The sequence below is a fragment of the Neobacillus niacini genome, from assembly GCF_019749295.1.
GTDB classification, from domain to species: Bacteria; Bacillota; Bacilli; order Bacillales; family Cytobacillaceae; genus Neobacillus; species Neobacillus niacini_D.
Genome location: NZ_JACWFG010000013.1, coordinates 202,433 through 219,795 on the forward strand (window position 1 = coordinate 202,433; position 17,363 = coordinate 219,795).

The following is a 17,363-nucleotide window of genomic DNA, read 5'->3' on the forward strand; positions in this document are numbered from 1 at the left end:
AGTATGAGTGAATTATTAGAAAAAGCAAAAAAGTTAAGGGCAGCCTCAAAGGTACTTTCTATTCTCTCTACAGAGGAGAAAAATGAAGCATTAGCCACGATGGCCGATCGGTTATTGAATGAGAAAGAGTTAATACTTACAGAAAATGCTAAGGATATACAAGCAGGAAACGAAAATGGGTTAACACCATCCTTATTGGACCGATTATTGCTTACAGAAGAAAGAATTGATCAAATCGTGGAGGGTATCCGTCAATTGATAGAGCTAAAGGATCCAATCGGTGAAACGATTGAAGCATGGGAACGTCCAAATGGTTTGCAGATTCATACGGTTCGTGTCCCACTCGGTGTCATCGGAATGGTGTATGAAGCTCGTCCAAATGTTACCGTTGATGCTGGAAGTCTTTGTTTAAAAGCCGGTAATGCTGTTTTATTAAGAGGAAGTACGACTGCCCTTCATTCAAATAAGGCACTTGTAAAAGTAATGCGTGAGGCTCTTGCTGACAGTAAAATCCCAGCGGATGCGGTTCAGCTTCTCGAGGATACGAGCAGGGAAACAGCTTCACAAATGTTTAAACTGAATCAATATCTTGATGTGTTAATCCCACGCGGAGGGGCAGGTTTAATTCAATCAGTCATTAATAATGCGACCGTACCTGTGCTTGAAACAGGTGTCGGGAATTGTCACGTATTCATTGATGAATCAGCTCAAAAGCAGATGGCGATTGATATAGCAATCAATGCAAAAATGCACCGGCCATCTGTTTGTAATGCGGCTGAAACCCTGCTGCTTCACAAAGACTGGGGATATGTTTCTGAAATCCTTCATTCGCTTCATGAAAAAGGGGTAGAGCTTAGAGGGGATGAAAAGCTATCAACAGAATATTCCTTTGTTAAAATAGCGGCCGAGGAAGATTGGAAATCTGAATTTTTAGCACCGGTCTTAGCGGTGAAGCTGGTCAATGATGTGAAAGAAGCGATTGGGCATATTGATCAATACGGTACGAAGCATTCTGAAGCTATCATCAGTGAACATGAGGATAATGTAAAGTTATTCTTCCAGGCAGTCGACGCCGCGGTTGTCTACCATAATGCTTCTACTCGTTTTACCGACGGGGAACAATTTGGATATGGTGCAGAAATTGGTATTAGTACACAAAAACTTCATGCAAGGGGACCAATGGGGCTAAGAGCCATTACCACTTCAAAGGCAATTGTCCAAGGCAGCGGACAAATACGTTCATAAGAGTGATAGAGAACAAGTTTTATTCTTGTTCTCTATTTTTTTTATGGAATGGACACTGTGGCAATGTTGTATCATCGTCTCTAAGGAAGTATTGCTTCCATTCGTAATTATCGTTTTGTCCGTATGAATTTAAATCCGGATGAATGGCTATAGAATCATACTCCACTAATCGTTCACGAATTCTCGTTTTCATTTTCTCGGCCTGAAGGGGTGTCGCTGTGAACTTTTCTAAAACCCATCTAGGTGTAATCGCCAGCATGAAATAGGGGAAATAACGGCTTTTCCTATTTCTATGTGATGGTGTTGCGCAATACATGAAATACTGTTCGCCATGAAAACAATATTCCCACATGGGCTGCTTGGGATTGGTCGGGATATGATTTGGCCAATCTACCTCATCCCATTGACTAAGTTGATTTAATTGTTCCCAAAATACCTGTTCATATTGCTCTACTGAAGTTTGATGTTTACTTTCATGTGAAGGCTCATAAAAAATAATCAGTGATGTGTAGGCACCCATGGATTTGAAAATGTTTGAGTAATCTTTTAGCAAATGTGCCAATTCTTTAACGGCGTGCGTCCTTTGTGGATTTGAAACAAATCCAAAGCAAAATCGATTCAGCTGGTAGCCTATTGTCGCTGGAATACATGGAAATGGCTTTTCTTTGTCATTCATTCTGTCAGCAAATTTTTGTATCGCATCTTTTTGCCATGCTTCAAGGGTTATTTGATTGATGTTTTCCTTTGTAACTAGATGCATAAGTCTATTCTCCTCTCAAAAATAGATTATGCATGAGGAGATTTTCGAGTGAGTGTCCCAAAATGCTTAGGATTCTGTTATAATCATAAATATACAAACGTATATTCTTATTTTTGGAGGTGGTGAGGTTCTTGTCAAATACCATTCAAATAGCAGTTAGAACACTTGTGGAGCATGTATATAGCAGTGGGAGTATTGATTCCCGTTTCCGCTCACAGTCCACAATGTTAGATGGAACAAGAATTCACCAGGAAATCCAACATACATATCAAGAAGGTGACCAAAAGGAGGTTTATCTTCGAATCGACCTGCCTTATAAAGACTTACTATTTACGGTAGATGGAAGATGTGATGGTTTATTAGTTCGGGATGGGGAAATAACCATTGATGAAATAAAATCTACCGCTCAGCAATTAGAAAGCTTTGGCGAAGATGGACTGCCCGTTCATTGGGCACAAGCTAAAATGTACGCTTTTATTTATGCGAAGGATCATCAATTGCAGGGAATTTATGTACAGCTTACCTATGTTCAGGTTGAGAGTAGTGAAAAAAGGGTTTTAAAAAAATGTTTTACTATTGAAGAATTAGAAACTTTTGTTAATGAGGTTTTAGAAAATTATTATCACTATGCTAAGTTACTATATGATCATCGGAAAGAACGAAATGAAAGTAGTAGAGCTGTAGGTTTTCCATTTGAATCCTACCGTGAGGGCCAGAGAAAACTAGCTGCTGGTGTTTATAAGACCATTTCAGAGGAAAAGAGTTTGTTTGTAAAAGCTCCTACTGGGATTGGAAAAACGATTTCAACCCTTTTTCCTGCAATCAAAGCATTTGGTGAAGGGCATTTAAACAGGATATTTTATCTAACCGCTAAGACCATAACGCGATCGACTGCAGAAGAAGCTGTTGAAAAGATGCGTTCCTGCGGACTTTGTGTTAAATCGGTTACGATTACGGCAAAGGACAAAGTCTGCTTCAAGGATGAGACAAAATGCCAGAAGGATTATTGCGAGTTTGCAGACGGTTATTATGATCGAATAAATGGCGCTATATTAGATATTGTTGCGAATGAAAGTACCATGAATCGTGAGACAATCGAAAAATATGCCCGTAAACATACGGTATGTCCATTTGAATTTTCAATTGATCTTGCTTATGCAGCCGATGCTGTTATATGTGATTACAATTATATTTTTGACCCGCGAGTCTCACTAAAGCATCTGTTTGACGAGCAAAAAAAGTCTACACTTTTACTAGTGGATGAAGCACATAATCTTGTTGACCGTGGCAGAGAAATGTTCTCAGCACCGCTTAACAAAGACCTATTTCTTCAATTGAAAAAGGAATTCAAGGGCGTTAACAAAATAATTTATGAACGAGCTTCAAAAATTAATTCTTGGTTTATTTCTTTGAAAAAGAATGTTGGAGAGTTGAATGAATTTACCATAGAACATCTGGACGAAGAATTGGTCACATTATTAACTCAATTTAAAGAAGAGGCTGAGTCTCTTTTACTCCAAGAAACATCTGCTATTTTGTTGGACCTTTACTTTCAGGTGAACGCCTTCTTGAAAATAGTTGATTTACTGGACGAGCACTATGTAATTTACGGGGAGAGAAACAAGAACGACATAACCCTAAAGCTGTTTTGTATCGATCCATCGAAACTGCTTCACAAAATGGGAAAAGCCTTTCGTTCCAAAATATTTTTCTCAGCTACTCTTTCACCACTCCCTTATTATCAAGATATTCTTGGCGGACAAACCGACGATTATTTACTATCCATTCCTTCTCCATTTAAAGAGGAGCAGACAGATATTTTTATCAAGCCGTTATCGACGAGATACCGTGACCGCGAGAAAACGCAGCAGAAGATTGTTTCCATGATCCATTCCTTAGTTCAAAATCGCCCAGGTAATTATTTAATCTTTTTCCCATCTTATAAATATTTGCTTGCTGTATATGATCAATTCATTCAGGATTTTCCTGAGCTGCATACGCTGCTTCAAGGTGCTGGAATGTCTGAAGAGGAGAAAGAAGCCTTTTTGGAGGAGTTTAAACCAAATCAAACAGAGACATTAATTGGTTTTGCCGTACTTGGCGGCGTCTTCTCAGAGGGTGTTGATTTAAAAGGTGACCGGTTAAATGGTGTGGTGGTAATAGGTGTAGGCCTTCCACAGCTTTGCTTTGAACGAAATCTAATTAAGGACCATTTCAATATGAAGGAAAAAAATGGATATGATTATGCTTATGTATTTCCTGGTATGAATAAAGTTTTACAGGCCGGGGGACGGTTAATTCGTTCCGAGGAGGACCATGGAACGATTGTATTGGTGGACGATCGCTTCTTACAAAGGCATTATCAAGAACTTATGCCGCAAGAATGGCGGAATTTCAGGGTTATTTAGTGCCAATGTAGACTACACCATCAATTTTTACAGAAGTTTGACTATTTACTCTAACTTTAATAAAATTAGACTAAATACTCTAATTTTGTAAGGGCGGTAAAGAATGAAGCATCCTATTTCTATATTTATTCTAGATGTAAGTAACTCTTCCTCCGGTGATATGGGAGAAAAATTGACAAAATACTTGGATGAGCTGGTCAGCTGGATAACCCTTTGGACGAAAGATTTCGGTCACTGTAAAGTGAAGCACCGTGCGGGTGATGAAATTATCTTTGCCGGTTATGGATATTCATCCGCCTATATTCTCGCGTTTTTTATTAGCACAGTTTGGAAGTACAGTGACCATACCCCTTATTTCGGTTTGGCTTTTGGTGATAGTGATAAGGAGTTAGAGGAAGTCGATATTGAAAAGTGGATTCATCCATTAATTAAGCAGGCAAGATATGCGAATGATTTGTTAAAACAAGAACTGGTCAGACCACTATTTAAAATGGAACTAGATCAATTCTATCAAAATATTTCACCCTTTTCATATAACCAGTTTCGGAATGAATTTGAGATTTTAATTAATTCATTATTACGTTTACAGATGAGCATGATGAAAGAGCAAACCCCTATTCAAAAGCAGGTTTTTACCTATTACCTTATTTTGCAGCAGCAAAAAGCAGCAGCAAAACTGCTTGGAAAGACGGCGCCTACCATCTCAAGTCATTATAAAAAAGGGAAATCTGAAGAAATCATAAAAGTTTTTACCGAAATAGTTTCCATTCTAGATTCGCTGCAGGAAAAATCTTATAACGAGAATTTCGAAAAAGCTAAAAGTGAATCATTAATGGAATCCATTAGATACCAGTTGAAAATAAATTATATTAAATAATGTACTGATAGAGAGGAAAATCCATGGTAGTATTATGCCTTATTCTTGCTCATCTCATAGCAGATTTTTATTTGCAGAGTGATGAGATGGTATTAGAAAAGATGAAAAGTATCAAAAAGCATATCAGCCATCACTTACTAGTGAATCTTCTAGTGTTAGCAGTTTTTTATCTTGTGAATTCTAATGCAATGAGTATTTATTCGGCTCTCATCTTCCCGTTAATCCTTATCGTGTGCAGCCATTTTTTTATTGACATTCTTAAAATAAAGCTCCTTGATGCCCTAAAAATAAGCAATGATGAAAACGTAAAAAGAGCAAGTTTCTTCATCATTGATCAACTGATACATCTTGGAATAATTTTATGTGCAGGACAGTTTTTTTTAGGAGTTAATCTTATAGGTACTTTTCTAAACGGGAAAGAATTGGACACTGTAAATTCATTTTTATTTACTATTATTATTATAATTCTTGCCACAAGTGTAAGCGGGCATATGATAAAAATACTTTTAGGTTCACTGCCTAATCAGCTTTTAACCTTTGAAGGGAAGTATACATTTAAAAATGAACGGCAAGAGGCTCAATATGGGATGAATCACACAGGTAATCGAGCGTTAACTGAGGAATACAACTATACAATTTTTAGCAAACATGATCTTTCCAGAGGAAAATTAATTGGATATATTGAAAGATTACTAGTTTTAGTGTTAACTTTTTATAGTGCTTATCCTGCGATTGGATTTATCGTTGCCGCTAAGTCAATTGCACGGTTCAAACAAATGGATGACCGGAATTGGGCAGAGTATTTTCTATTGGGTACGCTGACATCGATGTTTATAGGGATTACACTTGGAATACTTCTAAGGGAAGTATTGACTTAAAAATGAAAACTATTTATATAGATTAGCTGCCTAATAGTAGGCAGCTAATTTTTTTTTTGAAAAAATGACACAAGATTGCCAATATATCATATAATTAAGAAAAAGTTGCACGAAGGAAAAATTTTAACGAAGGGGAAAAATATATGAGTATACCAAAAATAATAAAACTAGTGAATGGAGAAAAGGGTAATTTAATTCGGATTACTTCTTTAAATCTGGACGGTGTGATGAGAAGAAGATTGTTAGATTTAGGCTTTGTTGCAGGTGCGATTGTCGAGGTCATTAGAAAAAGCCCTTTAGGTGATCCAATTGCTTTTAGGGTCAGTCAAACAACAATTGCATTAAGAAAAGAGGAAAGCTCTCGTATAGAAGGAGTGTTGATGACAGATGGGGAATAGTTATCGAGTGGCCTTAGCGGGAAACCCAAATACCGGTAAAAGCACGTTATTTAATGCCTTAACGGGTTTAAGACAGCATACAGGAAACTGGGCTGGAAAAACTGTTTCGCTCGCACAAGGGAATGTTCTGTATAAAGATAAAACGTTTAATTTGATTGATCTTCCAGGTACTTATTCGCTTTTTTCTAATTCAAATGATGAAGAGGTAGCACGGAACTATATTGTTTTCGAAAAACCTGATGTTACTGTAGTTGTACTGGATGCAACATCATTAGAACGGAACTTTAATTTAGCCTTACAGGTTTTAGAAATGACCAAAAATGTAATCATATGTATTAACTTAATTGATGTGGCAGAAAAACAGGGGATTAACATTAACGAGCGGATTCTCACAAATCGATTAGGAGTTCCAGTGATTAAAATATCGGCTCGAAACAAAAAAGGGTTCCCTATGCTGCTCGATACAATAGATCGTATCGTGACTGGAGCAATAGAATGTGTACCTGTTCAAACAACCTACCCTGATGATATTGAAGAACAAATAAAGAACATTGAACCAAAGGTTTCTGAGCTTATTGGAAATCGGTTGTCCGCGCGTTGGGTTTCGTTAAGATTGCTTGATGGTGATGAAAAATTATTGAATGAGATTTCAAAGCGATTTGGACAAAAGGAGGGATCAGAGTGAGTATTCAACAGCTTTATTCAGAAGCACAGCAGCTTTCAACTGCTAAGTTGAGAGATGATATTGTACAGCGTCTCTATGAGCGAAGCCATCGACTATGCAGAGAAGGAATTAAGTATACAGAGTCTAGAAGGGACACTAGGACTGAAAAGCTCGACGCAATTTTCACCTCTCCGATTTTTGGGTTTCCGATTATGCTTACGATGTTGGGAGTATTGTTTTATTTAACAATCGCGGGAGCAAATATTCCATCGTCAATGTTAGCTGAATTTTTTGGTTCATTGGAAATATATCTATCGGCTTTTTTTACTTTTATTCAAGCACCTGACTGGGTACATGGCGTTCTTGTTCTCGGATTATACCGCGGTACAACGTGGGTTATTAGTGTCATGCTTCCACCGATGGCAATCTTTTTCCCAACCTTCGCACTCTTAGAGAATTATGGCTATCTTCCACGTGTTGCTTTTAATATGGATCGCCTGTTTAAAAGGGTAGGTGCTCATGGTAAGCAATCATTAACAATGGCTATGGGTTTTGGTTGTAATGCCGCAGCTGTTATTTCGACAAGGATTATCGAATCGCCAAGAGAACGAATGCTTGCGATATTGACTAATAATTTTGTCCCTTGTAATGGGCGTTGGGGAACGTTAATTGTATTAGCCTCGTTATTTATGGCTGCAAATTTTACAGGCGGACTTAAATCACTCGTAACAACCGGAGTAATTGTCGGGATTGTCATGTTTGGTATAATAGTTACCTTCTTTGTCTCCTGGGTCCTTTCAAAAACAGCTTTAAAAGGAGTTCCAACTCACTACACGTTAGAACTTCCGCCGTACAGGAAACCTAAGATTTTTGATACTGTGGTTCGTTCATCGTTAACAAAATCATGGTCGGTATTAATGCGAGCTGTGAAAGTTGCAGCACCGGCAGCGATATTAACATGGGTATTTGCAAACATTTTTATTGGTGATACCAGTATTCTGATGTATGCAGTGGAGTTCTTAGATCCATTTGGAAAATTGCTTGGTCTTGATGGTTATATTATGATGGCTTTTATTTTGGGCTTGCCAGCGAATGAGATTGTCCTTCCCATCCTTTTAATGGGTTATCTTTCGACAGGATCCTTAACAGAGGTGGATAGCTTGGTTGATTTAAAGCAAATTTTTCTCGATCATGGCTGGACGTGGTTAACAGCGCTAAACATGATGTTATTTTCACTTCTACATTATCCGTGCGGCACCACGCTTCTAAATATTTATAAAGAAACAAAAAGTAAAAAATGGACTTTCTTAGCCTTTCTAATTCCAACTGTAATTGCGATTCTTGTTCCACTTATTATTACCCAAACTGTTCGATTCTTTGGTTGGCTGTAAGGTGAAAGACACCACTTTGGATTAGATAAAGTGGTGTCCTTTTTGTTAGTTTGATTTTTCTATGTCATAATAACAGGAAGGAGGAGGGAATGATTATGCGTTTAGAAGGAAAAAAAGTGGTTAGTCTTGTTCATCATGATTTTGAGGATCTTGAGCTATGGTATCCAATTCTCAGATTAAGGGAAGAAGGTGCTGTGGTTCACTTAGCAGGAGAACAAGCGGAGAAGGAATACATAGGAAAATATGGTGTGCCTGCTAAGTCGGATTACTCTTATAGTGATATTAATGGAGAAGAGTACGACGCTATTTTGGTTCCAGGAGGGTGGGCGCCAGATAAGATTCGTCGCTTTCCTGAAGTTCTTTCACTGCTTCAACATTTCGAAGAAAATAAAAAGCCGATTGGACAAATATGTCATGCGGGATGGGTTCTAATTTCTGCGAAAATATTGCAGGGTAAGAAGGTAACCAGTACACCTGGAATTAAGGATGATATGGAGAATGCCGGGGCAACCTGGTATGATGAACCGGTTGTAGTCGACGGACACCTAGTCTCAAGCAGACGCCCACCGGATTTACCGGATTACCTGAGAGAATTTATTAAAGTCATTGAACAAAAATAAGTAATTGTTAAGCATTATTTCCAGCTTTTTTAGAGATACTTATGGAATGAAATGTTTATTCTAAAATGAGAGGGAGAATGCAAAGTGGCTAATATTGAAGTAGGCGAAGTATTTACAATTAGTGATGAAACTGATCAGGAGCAGGAAGTTGAAGTCCTCGCTTCCATCAACATAGAAGGTACCAATTATGTGGCAGTAGGATTTGTGGAAGATATTAAAGAAGAAACGGAAGACGACATTGACATTTTCTTCTTAAAAGTGGACGAAGACGGAGACTTAACAGCAATCGAAAGCGATGAAGAATTTGATAAAGTTTCTGCCGCTTTTGATGAGATTATGGATGAGGAATAGGAATAGGAAAAAAAGCTGGCAGACGCCAGCTTTTTTATTAATTATTCAAATAACTCGCTACCACCAAATTCACCATTGAGAAAAAAGAAAACCTCTAATTTTCCATCACTAGTAAAAAAGGGAACAGCAACTCCAATAGAACCAGCTTTAATAATCACTGGAGTTTCTGGGTCTAGGGGATCAGCATGAACGTCTTTTACAAATTTAGTAACTTCTGCTTTACTTACCCCCTTCCACTTATATCCTTTTTTTAAGTTGTTTAATTTTAAGGTCTTAAAATTCTCGCTTGATAAGAATTTTGCTACAATTTTGTTCTTTTCGGAACCTTCAAGTACAGTGAAGGAATCACAACCACAATCACCGTCCCCCTCGTGTGCAAGAACTATATTCCCTGGAACAACAAACATCAATAAAACAATTAAACTGGTACAAAGTAATGTTACTATCTTTTTCATATTTTTCCTCCTTATTTATGTACTATTTATATATTCCTTTCTTTCTCGACAAATTCCTGCAAACATTGTGAAAAATTCCGGACAATTTTCCTAGTTCTTGTTACTCATGCTTGTTGATAGTTTCAATCTTGATAGTGGACCAAATAAATAAAGCCTTACAGAAAATAATCTGGAAGGCATTTATACGCTGTTATTTAATAAATCGTTTGATTTGTTTTAGTGCGTCTTTACGATTTGGGTATCGAAATGGCAAATCGAAGGTCGTCGTTTGTTTTAAGATACTTTTCTGATGGGAGAAGACATCGAAGCTGCCTCTGCCATGGTAAGCGCCAATTCCACTTTCACCAACACCGCCAAAAGGAAGGTAGGGTGAACTAAGGTGCATGACGGTATCGTTTACGCAGCCGCCGCCAAAAGAAATAGAATTCAAGATGGAATCTTGGAACTCTTTGCTTTCTGAGAAAATATAAAGCGCCAATGGTTTAGGATGTTCATTTATTTTATGAATCATGCTAGTTTCATCATCGTATTCAAGGACAGGGAGGACAGGACCGAAAATTTCCTCCTGCATAACCGGGTCATCCCATGTAACACCGCCAAGGATAGTCGGCTCAATTGTCAGAGTATCCTTTGAGTAATTGCCGCCATGAAGGACTTCACCGCTAGAAAGTAAACTCGTCACACGATTAAAATGACGTTCACTTACGATTCTAGTAAATTCCCCATTTTTAACAATATCCTCATATAGCTCACTGATACTTTCTATAAAGGTTTTAATAAAATCTTCCTTTATGCTTTTGTGTACATATAAGTAATCAGGTGCTACACATGTTTGACCCGCATTAATAAACTTGCCCCATGCTATTCGTTTTGCAGCTAATTTAAGATTCGCGTCATGATGAACAATACAAGGACTTTTTCCACCTAGCTCAAGTGTAACAGGAGTTAAGTTTCTTGCTGCCGCTTCCATAATTACCTTTCCGACTGCAACACTTCCAGTGAAAAAGATATAATCAAATTTTTCTTTTAATAAGAGCTGAGTAGTATCGGCATCACCTTGGACGACGGATACGAATTCTTGTGGAAAGGTTTTATTAATAAGATCTGCCATGAGCCTAGACGTTGCTGGTGTTAGTTCAGAGGGTTTAAGTACCGCACAATTCCCCGCAGCAATCGCACCAATCAAAGGAGCAATGGCTAACTGTAAAGGATAATTCCATGGAGAGATAATCAATGCTATCCCATATGGTTCAGAATAAATATAGCCCTTTGATCCTATTTGCGTCATTGCTGTCTTTACTTTTCTCGGCTGTGTCCAATCTCTTATATGTTTTAGAGTAAAACGGATTTCCTCAAGTAATATTCCCATTTCACTAATATAAGAGTCAAAATCACTCTTATTCAAATCCTTTTTAAGCGCCTCCATTATTTCGGTTTCATGTGAGCGAATCATGTTCCCTAAGGATGTTAATGCTTCAATTCTAAAAGAAACATCTTTTGTTTTTCCAGACTGAAAGAAATCACGCTGGACCTTCAATAAATGACTAAAACCTTCCATACTCACACCTCCTCAGATAAGGTTATTCTATCATATCTTTTTTTTATAACCAGATTTGAACGAAGCTAAATGGAATATTTTTGTATGAATAAACATAATCGGAGAATACTATGTCTAAATACCACAGAAGGAGACATCCAATGCAAATTGAAACAGGAATGAAATATCAAATTTCTCAAAGTATTAAAGGGAATTTTAACTCAGCTGAGTCGTTGACGGTCACAACTAACAATGGGATTACGGTTCAATTTATACTAGAAGATGGAAAAGGGTATGGTTCTATGCCGCTTGATCATTTAAATTATTTATTAAAGAGATCCAACCTTACCCAGATTACTACTAATAAAAGAGTGCTATTAAATACAGACAATGAAGAAAAAATCGGATGACGAGTAAACCCTCCTTCTATAAAAGGAGGGTTTATTTTTGGAGTGACCAAAGAGCATGAATAAAAGCATTTGGGTGAATGCAAGCAGGCTGGAGTGACCGAAGAGCATGAATCAAAAGCATTTGGGTCAATGCAAGCAGGCTGGAATGACCGAAGAGCATAATGAAAAATGATTTGGGTAAATGCAGGCAGGCTGGAGTGACCGAAGAGCATGAAGCAAAAGCATTTGGGTCAATGCAAGCAGGCTGGAGTGACCGAAGAGCATAATGAAAAAGCATTTGGGTGAATGCAGGCAGGCTGGAGTGACCCAAAATTTTGATTAACAAATATTAAGTCATTCGGGTCAAATTCCTCTTCACCTACATTACCATTTTTAATAAATAATCAGCATAAGCATCAGAAATTTCCTCTGCACTTTGTGGTCCATTTTGGTCATACCATTCTTGAATCCAGTTAAGTGAACCTAAAATAATTAAACGTACCATCTTTACCTCGACTCTATCGAAAACCTGTTTATCTATGCCTTCTTGAATGATTCTATCAAAATACTGAGAGTAACTCTTTCTTAATTCGAGAACTTCTTGAAGCTGTTCTTCTGAAAAATTAAGGTTGGGCTTTGAAAGTGCCATGAACATTGATTTCTCACTTGTAGCAAGTAGAATATGCTCTTTAATTGCACTTCTTAGCTTATCAATTGGATTACGATCACTTTCAATCACTTTCTCTATTCCATCCAGACAGATTTCCATGATCATTAAATGACATTGATACAGAAGGTCATCTTTATTTTTAAAATAATAATACATCGATCCCTTTGTCATAAGAAGTTTGGCCGCGATTTCTTCCATCGTCGTTCCTTGGTACCCTTTTTCAACAAGAACAGCTGCAGCAGAACGAAGAATTTCCTGCTTTTTTTTCGCCATTTTCTGTGCTCTAAAAGAAGACATAACGTAACCTCCTAACTTACCGAAATTTCAATCTGTATATATATTTCGAACTGTCAGCTTATTTATAATCCTTTGTTTAAATATAGGACAGCTATTTTTAAAAATCAAATAATTTTAAACATACGTTCAAAAAATAAATCAATTGTAAAATTTTAAGAAAATTGTTATTATTTAAAATAGAGATGTAAACGTTGTCATGAAGGTATTTTGTTAATAAGGAGATGATAGTTTGTTACCTCTTGAAGGTATACGTGTCCTTGACCTCACAAGGCTTCTTCCTGGGCCCTATTGTTCTTTGTTACTAGCTGATTATGGAGCAGATGTAATAAAGGTGGAAGACCCTAAGAGCGGGGATTATGCCCGCTGGTACGAACCAAGGGTAAACGATGATCAAAGTGCTATGTTTATCTCATTAAATCGCAATAAACGCAGCATTACCCTTGACCTTAAAGATGAGAAGGATAAAGAGGCGTTTATAACATTAATGAAAACAGCTGATGTCCTGATAGAATCATATCGGCCCGGAGTTATGGAACGGCTTGGACTTGGATATGAGCAGTTAAAGGTACATAATCCAAAACTAATTTACTGTGCAATAACTGGTTATGGTCAAACTGGACCATATGCAAAAGAGGCAGGACACGATTTGAATTTCTTAAGCTATTCGGGGCAGCTGCATTTACAAGGAGCTCCAAGTGAAAAACCGCTCATACCATCCGTTCAAATAGGTGATATTGGAGGAGGAGCATTGATGGCAGCAGTCGGTATTTTACTAGCCATTATTGACGCAAAAAAATCTAACAGCGGTCAATTTGTAGACATTTCCATGCTAGATGGTACGCTCTCCTGGATGCATACAATCTTGCCAAACTACTGGACTTCCGGCGAAATGCCAAATCGCGGAGAACTAACTTTAAACGGCGGGAAAGCATGTTATGAGATTTATAGAACAAAAGATGATCGTTTTATATCCGTCGGCGCTCTTGAATATAAGTTTTGGAAAAATTTTTGCCATGTCATTGGTAAGGCAGAGCTAATAGACCAGCTAGATGCACCCCTAGAACAGCAGCGCTTAATCAAGCAGGAAGTTCAAGCAGTTATCCAACAAAATACATTAACAGAATGGCTTGAGCTATTCGCAGGTATTGATGCCTGTGTTTCCCCAGTTTTAACTCCAGAAGAACTAACAGATCATCCACAAATTAAACATCGTCAAATGATTGAAACCATCACACACCCAGAAATGGGAGTAATGAAACAAATAGGAAATCCTATAAAACTATCAAATTCAACTGTTACAACTAGACGGCATGCACCCGGTCTTGGAGAACATACAAATGAAATTTTGAAAGAACTAGGTATTCAAAAGTAGAAAGGGGAAAGGGTATGAGAATACAAGATTCTATTGCTTTGGTAACAGGTGGTGCTTCAGGACTTGGAGAAGCAACAGTGAGAAACATTGTTAAAAACGGCGGTAAGGCAGCCATTCTTGACCTCTCTGAAGAAAGAGGCTCAGCGTTAGCAGCAGAGTTAGGGGAAAATGCAGTTTTTATTAAAACAAATGTAACAAGTGAGGAAGATGTACAACATGCTATCGATGCTGCGATTGCTCAATTCGGCAGCATTAATACGGTGGTAAATTGTGCTGGCATTGCTGCCGCGGAAAAAACGGTAAGCAGAAATCAAGCACATAGTTTTGATAATTTTAAAAAAGTAGTAGAAATCAATTTATTAGGTACATTTAATGTTATTCGCCTGGCTGCTGCCCATATGGTAAATAATCAGCCAAATCAAGAAGGTGAAAGAGGCGTCATCATTAATACCGCATCTGTTGCCGCATTTGATGGTCAAATCGGTCAGGCTGCATACAGTGCTTCCAAAGGCGGGGTCGTAGGAATGACGCTTCCAATCGCACGTGATTTGGCGAAATCAGGTATAAGAGTTATGACCATAGCACCAGGTTTAATTGAAACACCACTTTTTGGTTCCTTGTCAGAGCAGGCCAAAGCTGCCTTAGAATCGCAGGTTCCTTTTCCATCAAGACTAGGGCGTCCTTCGGAATATGCACAACTAACACAGTCCATTATCGAGAATGTCATGCTTAATGGAGAAACAATTCGACTTGATGGGGCCATTCGGATGGCGCCAAGATAAATCATTACTCTTTTAAAAATTAAATCCAAATTGGAGGAAGATAAAATGCGCGAAGTTGTTATTGTTGAGGGAGTTCGTACACCGGTTGGAAAAAGAAAAGGTCTGCTCAGTTCAGTCCGTCCAGACGAGCTGGCTGCAAAAGTTTTAAAAGAATTAGTGAATCGTGCCGGGATTTCTCCAGGAATCGTCGAGGACATTATCATGGGCTGTGTCTCACAGGTAGAAGAACAAGGTCTAAATATTGCACGAACGGCAGCCTTAATGGCAGATTTCCCAATTCATGTACCAGGAACAACTCTAGACCGTCAATGCGGTTCTGGTCAGCAAGCCATTCATTTTGCTTCCCAAGCTATTCTCAGTGGTGATATGGATATTGTCATTGCAGGCGGTGTGGAAAGCATGACACGTGTGCCTTTAGGCTCAACACGTCAGAAGTCAGAATGGAATGAAACACTTACTTCTAAATATGAAATGATACATCAAGGCTTATCAGCAGAACGTATTGCTGATCAATGGGGATTTACACGTACTCAATTAGATGAATTCTCTATTGAAAGCCATAATCGTGCACTAAAAGCACAGGAAGAGGGCAGATTTGACAGAGAAATTATGCCATTAGAAGTAACGTTAGAGGATGGAAGTACAGTCGTGGTGAAACAGGATGAAGGCCCTCGGAAAGGATCTACCATTGAAAAATTGGCTGCGTTAAAAACAGTCTTTAAGGAAGATGGGAAAATCCATGCAGGAAATGCCAGTCAAATGAGCGATGGTGCTGCAGCTGTTCTTTTGATGTCACGTGAAAAAGCGGAGGAGTTAGGGCTTAAACCGCGATTCCGTATTGTGGCACGTTCTGTAGTAGGCTCTGATCCAACATTAATGCTGACAGGTCCAATCGAAGCAACTCGACAGGTGTTAGCCAAAGCAGGGCTGACTATTGATGATATGGATACGTATGAAGTAAACGAGGCATTCGCTCCGGTGCCGATGTGCTGGTTAGAAGAAATTAAAGCTGACCCGAAGAAATTGAATCCAAATGGAGGAGCTATTGCTCTAGGCCATCCGCTAGGTGCAACCGGTGCAAAATTGATGATCTCGATGATGCATGAACTAGAAAGAACAGGCGGCCGCTATGGTCTCCAAGCCATTTGTGAAGGCGGAGGAATGGCTAACGGTACCATTATCGAAAGAATCAGCGAATAATTTAGGGGGAATGAGCAGCAAAAGAAACATTTTGTTGCTTATTTCTCTTTAAACATAAATAGGAAATAGGAGAGAGGAGTAGGGGTTTTGTTAAATGAAATAGGGGTTAAACAAGTAACTGTCCCGCTGCCTTTTCGCTTAAATCATGTAAATTGCTTTTTAGCACAAGGCACAAACGGATGGACGATTATCGATACGGGATTAAATAATCAAGTATCTAGGGACATATGGAGACCCATTATAGAAAAGCATGAAATAAAGGACATCATTATAACTCATTATCATCCTGATCATTTTGGATATGCCGGTACACTTCAACAGCTCACAAATGCAGAGGTATGGATGACAGAAATAGATGCTGAGGCAGGGTTATCATATTGGGAGATAGATTCTTTAGAAATTGTAAATGAGAACTATGATTCATGCGGGCTTCCTGATAATTTATCTCAGGTTTTAACGACGGATGAACAGGGGTTTAACCCGCAAGTAAAGCCGTATCCGACAGTTCAACACTTCCTGGAGAAAGGAATGAAACTCGTATTCGGAAAATACGAATATGAGGTTATTTTTACACCGGGACATTCTGATGGGTTAATCACTTTATATAATCAAGAAAAAAGTATTTTATTTTCAACTGATCATATTCTGCCAAGAATTTCACCCAATATTTCATACTGGTTCCGTGGTAATAGGAATCCATTACAATCCTTTATAACGTCTTTGGAAAAAATTAAATCTTTGGATGTTGAAAATGTGATACCTTCTCACGGGAAGCCATTTAGAAATGCCAATCAAAGAATTGAAGAATTATTGGCACACCATCTTGAAAGATTAGAAGAGACGTATAATTCTATTAAACGACCAGCAACTATCTATCAAGTAAATCAACAGTTGTTTCGAAATTTGAATATCCATGAAACTCGCTTTGCGGTTGGAGAAACACTTGCTCATTTGGAGTATTTATATTTAAACAAACAATGTGAAAAATTTCTTCAGGATGGTACTTGGTATTACGAATCTATATAATTTAATATTTTGCGGTGGTTCATCGTTTTGAAAGGAGGATAGT

18 protein-coding genes are annotated in these 17,363 nt (G+C 38.1%); 14 read left to right on the forward strand and 4 right to left on the reverse strand.

Annotation, left to right across the window (positions count from 1 at the left end; translation table 11 throughout):
- Nucleotides 1–3 precede the first annotated feature (3 nt).
- Entirely contained in the window at nt 4–1,245 is a 1,242-nt protein-coding gene (locus H0184_RS18925; protein WP_221827586.1) for a glutamate-5-semialdehyde dehydrogenase, read from the forward strand.
- 19 nt (nt 1,246–1,264) lie between these two features.
- Here H0184_RS18925 and H0184_RS18930 read toward each other — a convergent pair whose 3' ends face one another.
- The gene (locus H0184_RS18930; protein ID WP_221827587.1) at nt 1,265–2,005 is read right to left on the reverse strand and encodes a YqcI/YcgG family protein; all 741 of its coding nucleotides are present in this window, start codon (nt 2,003–2,005) and stop codon (nt 1,265–1,267) included.
- A gap of 131 nt (nt 2,006–2,136) precedes the next feature.
- On the opposite strand from H0184_RS18930, the gene H0184_RS18935 reads away from it, so the two are divergent.
- From H0184_RS18935 to H0184_RS18970, 8 genes are all read left to right on the forward strand, one after another.
- Nucleotides 2,137–4,413, forward strand: coding sequence for an ATP-dependent DNA helicase (locus H0184_RS18935; protein WP_221827588.1), 2,277 nt, complete (start codon nt 2,137–2,139; stop codon nt 4,411–4,413).
- A 103-nt stretch (nt 4,414–4,516) separates the two neighbouring features.
- Nucleotides 4,517–5,290, forward strand: a complete 774-nt coding sequence (locus H0184_RS18940; protein WP_221827589.1) for a hypothetical protein — start codon at nt 4,517–4,519, stop codon at nt 5,288–5,290.
- 23 nt (nt 5,291–5,313) lie between these two features.
- Complete coding sequence (locus H0184_RS18945; protein ID WP_221827590.1) at nt 5,314–6,168, forward strand: DUF3307 domain-containing protein; 855 nt, start codon at nt 5,314–5,316, stop codon at nt 6,166–6,168.
- 143 nt (nt 6,169–6,311) lie between these two features.
- Nucleotides 6,312–6,566, forward strand: coding sequence for a FeoA family protein (locus H0184_RS18950; protein ID WP_221827591.1), 255 nt, complete (start codon nt 6,312–6,314; stop codon nt 6,564–6,566).
- The gene (locus H0184_RS18955; protein ID WP_221827592.1) at nt 6,556–7,251 is read left to right on the forward strand and encodes a FeoB small GTPase domain-containing protein; all 696 of its coding nucleotides are present in this window, start codon (nt 6,556–6,558) and stop codon (nt 7,249–7,251) included. Before H0184_RS18950 ends, H0184_RS18955 begins: the two co-directional genes overlap by 11 nt.
- Nucleotides 7,224–8,621 (forward strand): nucleoside recognition domain-containing protein, encoded by a 1,398-nt coding sequence (locus H0184_RS18960; protein WP_221827707.1) that lies wholly within the window; start codon nt 7,224–7,226, stop codon nt 8,619–8,621. Before H0184_RS18955 ends, H0184_RS18960 begins: the two co-directional genes overlap by 28 nt.
- Before the next feature lie 95 nt (nt 8,622–8,716).
- Nucleotides 8,717–9,241: a type 1 glutamine amidotransferase domain-containing protein gene (locus H0184_RS18965; RefSeq protein WP_221827708.1), complete on the forward strand. Its 525-nt coding sequence runs from the start codon at nt 8,717–8,719 to the stop codon at nt 9,239–9,241.
- A gap of 84 nt (nt 9,242–9,325) precedes the next feature.
- On the forward strand, nt 9,326–9,592 hold the full coding sequence (locus H0184_RS18970) for a DUF1292 domain-containing protein (RefSeq protein WP_221827593.1): 267 nt from the start codon (nt 9,326–9,328) through the stop codon (nt 9,590–9,592).
- Between the two features lie 41 nt (nt 9,593–9,633).
- On the opposite strand, the gene H0184_RS18975 is transcribed toward H0184_RS18970, so the two are convergent.
- Both H0184_RS18975 and H0184_RS18980 read right to left on the reverse strand, forming a co-directional pair.
- On the reverse strand, nt 9,634–10,047 hold the full coding sequence (locus H0184_RS18975; RefSeq protein ID WP_221827594.1) for a hypothetical protein: 414 nt from the start codon (nt 10,045–10,047) through the stop codon (nt 9,634–9,636).
- A 190-nt stretch (nt 10,048–10,237) separates the two neighbouring features.
- Nucleotides 10,238–11,605 carry an aldehyde dehydrogenase gene (locus tag H0184_RS18980; protein ID WP_221827595.1) on the reverse strand — a complete coding sequence of 456 codons (1,368 nt, stop codon included), beginning with the start codon at nt 11,603–11,605 and terminating at the stop codon, nt 10,238–10,240.
- Between the two features lie 140 nt (nt 11,606–11,745).
- On the opposite strand from H0184_RS18980, the gene H0184_RS18985 reads away from it, so the two are divergent.
- Nucleotides 11,746–11,994, forward strand: coding sequence for a hypothetical protein (locus tag H0184_RS18985; protein ID WP_221827596.1), 249 nt, complete (start codon nt 11,746–11,748; stop codon nt 11,992–11,994).
- 358 nt (nt 11,995–12,352) lie between these two features.
- Here the strand turns inward: H0184_RS18985 and H0184_RS18990 are convergent, their stop codons facing one another.
- The gene (locus H0184_RS18990) at nt 12,353–12,940 is read right to left on the reverse strand and encodes a TetR/AcrR family transcriptional regulator (protein WP_221827597.1); all 588 of its coding nucleotides are present in this window, start codon (nt 12,938–12,940) and stop codon (nt 12,353–12,355) included.
- A 229-nt stretch (nt 12,941–13,169) separates the two neighbouring features.
- On the opposite strand from H0184_RS18990, the gene H0184_RS18995 reads away from it, so the two are divergent.
- From H0184_RS18995 to H0184_RS19010, 4 genes are all read left to right on the forward strand, one after another.
- Nucleotides 13,170–14,312 (forward strand): CaiB/BaiF CoA transferase family protein, encoded by a 1,143-nt coding sequence (locus tag H0184_RS18995; RefSeq protein WP_221827598.1) that lies wholly within the window; start codon nt 13,170–13,172, stop codon nt 14,310–14,312.
- A 14-nt stretch (nt 14,313–14,326) separates the two neighbouring features.
- Nucleotides 14,327–15,094, forward strand: a complete 768-nt coding sequence (locus tag H0184_RS19000; protein WP_221827599.1) for a 3-hydroxyacyl-CoA dehydrogenase — start codon at nt 14,327–14,329, stop codon at nt 15,092–15,094.
- Nucleotides 15,095–15,139: 45 nt separating this feature from the next.
- Nucleotides 15,140–16,294 (forward strand): thiolase family protein, encoded by a 1,155-nt coding sequence (locus H0184_RS19005; protein ID WP_221827600.1) that lies wholly within the window; start codon nt 15,140–15,142, stop codon nt 16,292–16,294.
- Nucleotides 16,295–16,381: 87 nt separating this feature from the next.
- The gene (locus H0184_RS19010) at nt 16,382–17,320 is read left to right on the forward strand and encodes an MBL fold metallo-hydrolase (RefSeq protein WP_221827601.1); all 939 of its coding nucleotides are present in this window, start codon (nt 16,382–16,384) and stop codon (nt 17,318–17,320) included.
- Nucleotides 17,321–17,363: the final 43 nt, after the last annotated feature.

What these genes read in the sequence shown, in the direction of transcription:
- H0184_RS18930 (WP_221827587.1), bottom strand. Translation starts at nt 2,005, where the DNA reads ATGCATCTAGTTACAAAGGAAAACATCAATCAAATAACCCTTGAAGCA.
- H0184_RS19000 (WP_221827599.1), top strand. Translation starts at nt 14,327, where the DNA reads ATGAGAATACAAGATTCTATTGCTTTGGTAACAGGTGGTGCTTCAGGA.
- H0184_RS18990 (WP_221827597.1), bottom strand. Translation starts at nt 12,940, where the DNA reads ATGTCTTCTTTTAGAGCACAGAAAATGGCGAAAAAAAAGCAGGAAATT.
- H0184_RS18985 (WP_221827596.1), top strand. Translation starts at nt 11,746, where the DNA reads ATGCAAATTGAAACAGGAATGAAATATCAAATTTCTCAAAGTATTAAA.
- H0184_RS18980 (WP_221827595.1), bottom strand. Translation starts at nt 11,605, where the DNA reads ATGGAAGGTTTTAGTCATTTATTGAAGGTCCAGCGTGATTTCTTTCAG.
- H0184_RS18965 (WP_221827708.1), top strand. Translation starts at nt 8,717, where the DNA reads ATGCGTTTAGAAGGAAAAAAAGTGGTTAGTCTTGTTCATCATGATTTT.
- H0184_RS18940 (WP_221827589.1), top strand. Translation starts at nt 4,517, where the DNA reads ATGAAGCATCCTATTTCTATATTTATTCTAGATGTAAGTAACTCTTCC.
- H0184_RS18925 (WP_221827586.1), top strand. Translation starts at nt 4, where the DNA reads ATGAGTGAATTATTAGAAAAAGCAAAAAAGTTAAGGGCAGCCTCAAAG.
- H0184_RS18950 (WP_221827591.1), top strand. Translation starts at nt 6,312, where the DNA reads ATGAGTATACCAAAAATAATAAAACTAGTGAATGGAGAAAAGGGTAAT.
- H0184_RS18975 (WP_221827594.1), bottom strand. Translation starts at nt 10,047, where the DNA reads ATGAAAAAGATAGTAACATTACTTTGTACCAGTTTAATTGTTTTATTG.
- H0184_RS19005 (WP_221827600.1), top strand. Translation starts at nt 15,140, where the DNA reads ATGCGCGAAGTTGTTATTGTTGAGGGAGTTCGTACACCGGTTGGAAAA.
- H0184_RS18955 (WP_221827592.1), top strand. Translation starts at nt 6,556, where the DNA reads ATGGGGAATAGTTATCGAGTGGCCTTAGCGGGAAACCCAAATACCGGT.
- H0184_RS18945 (WP_221827590.1), top strand. Translation starts at nt 5,314, where the DNA reads ATGGTAGTATTATGCCTTATTCTTGCTCATCTCATAGCAGATTTTTAT.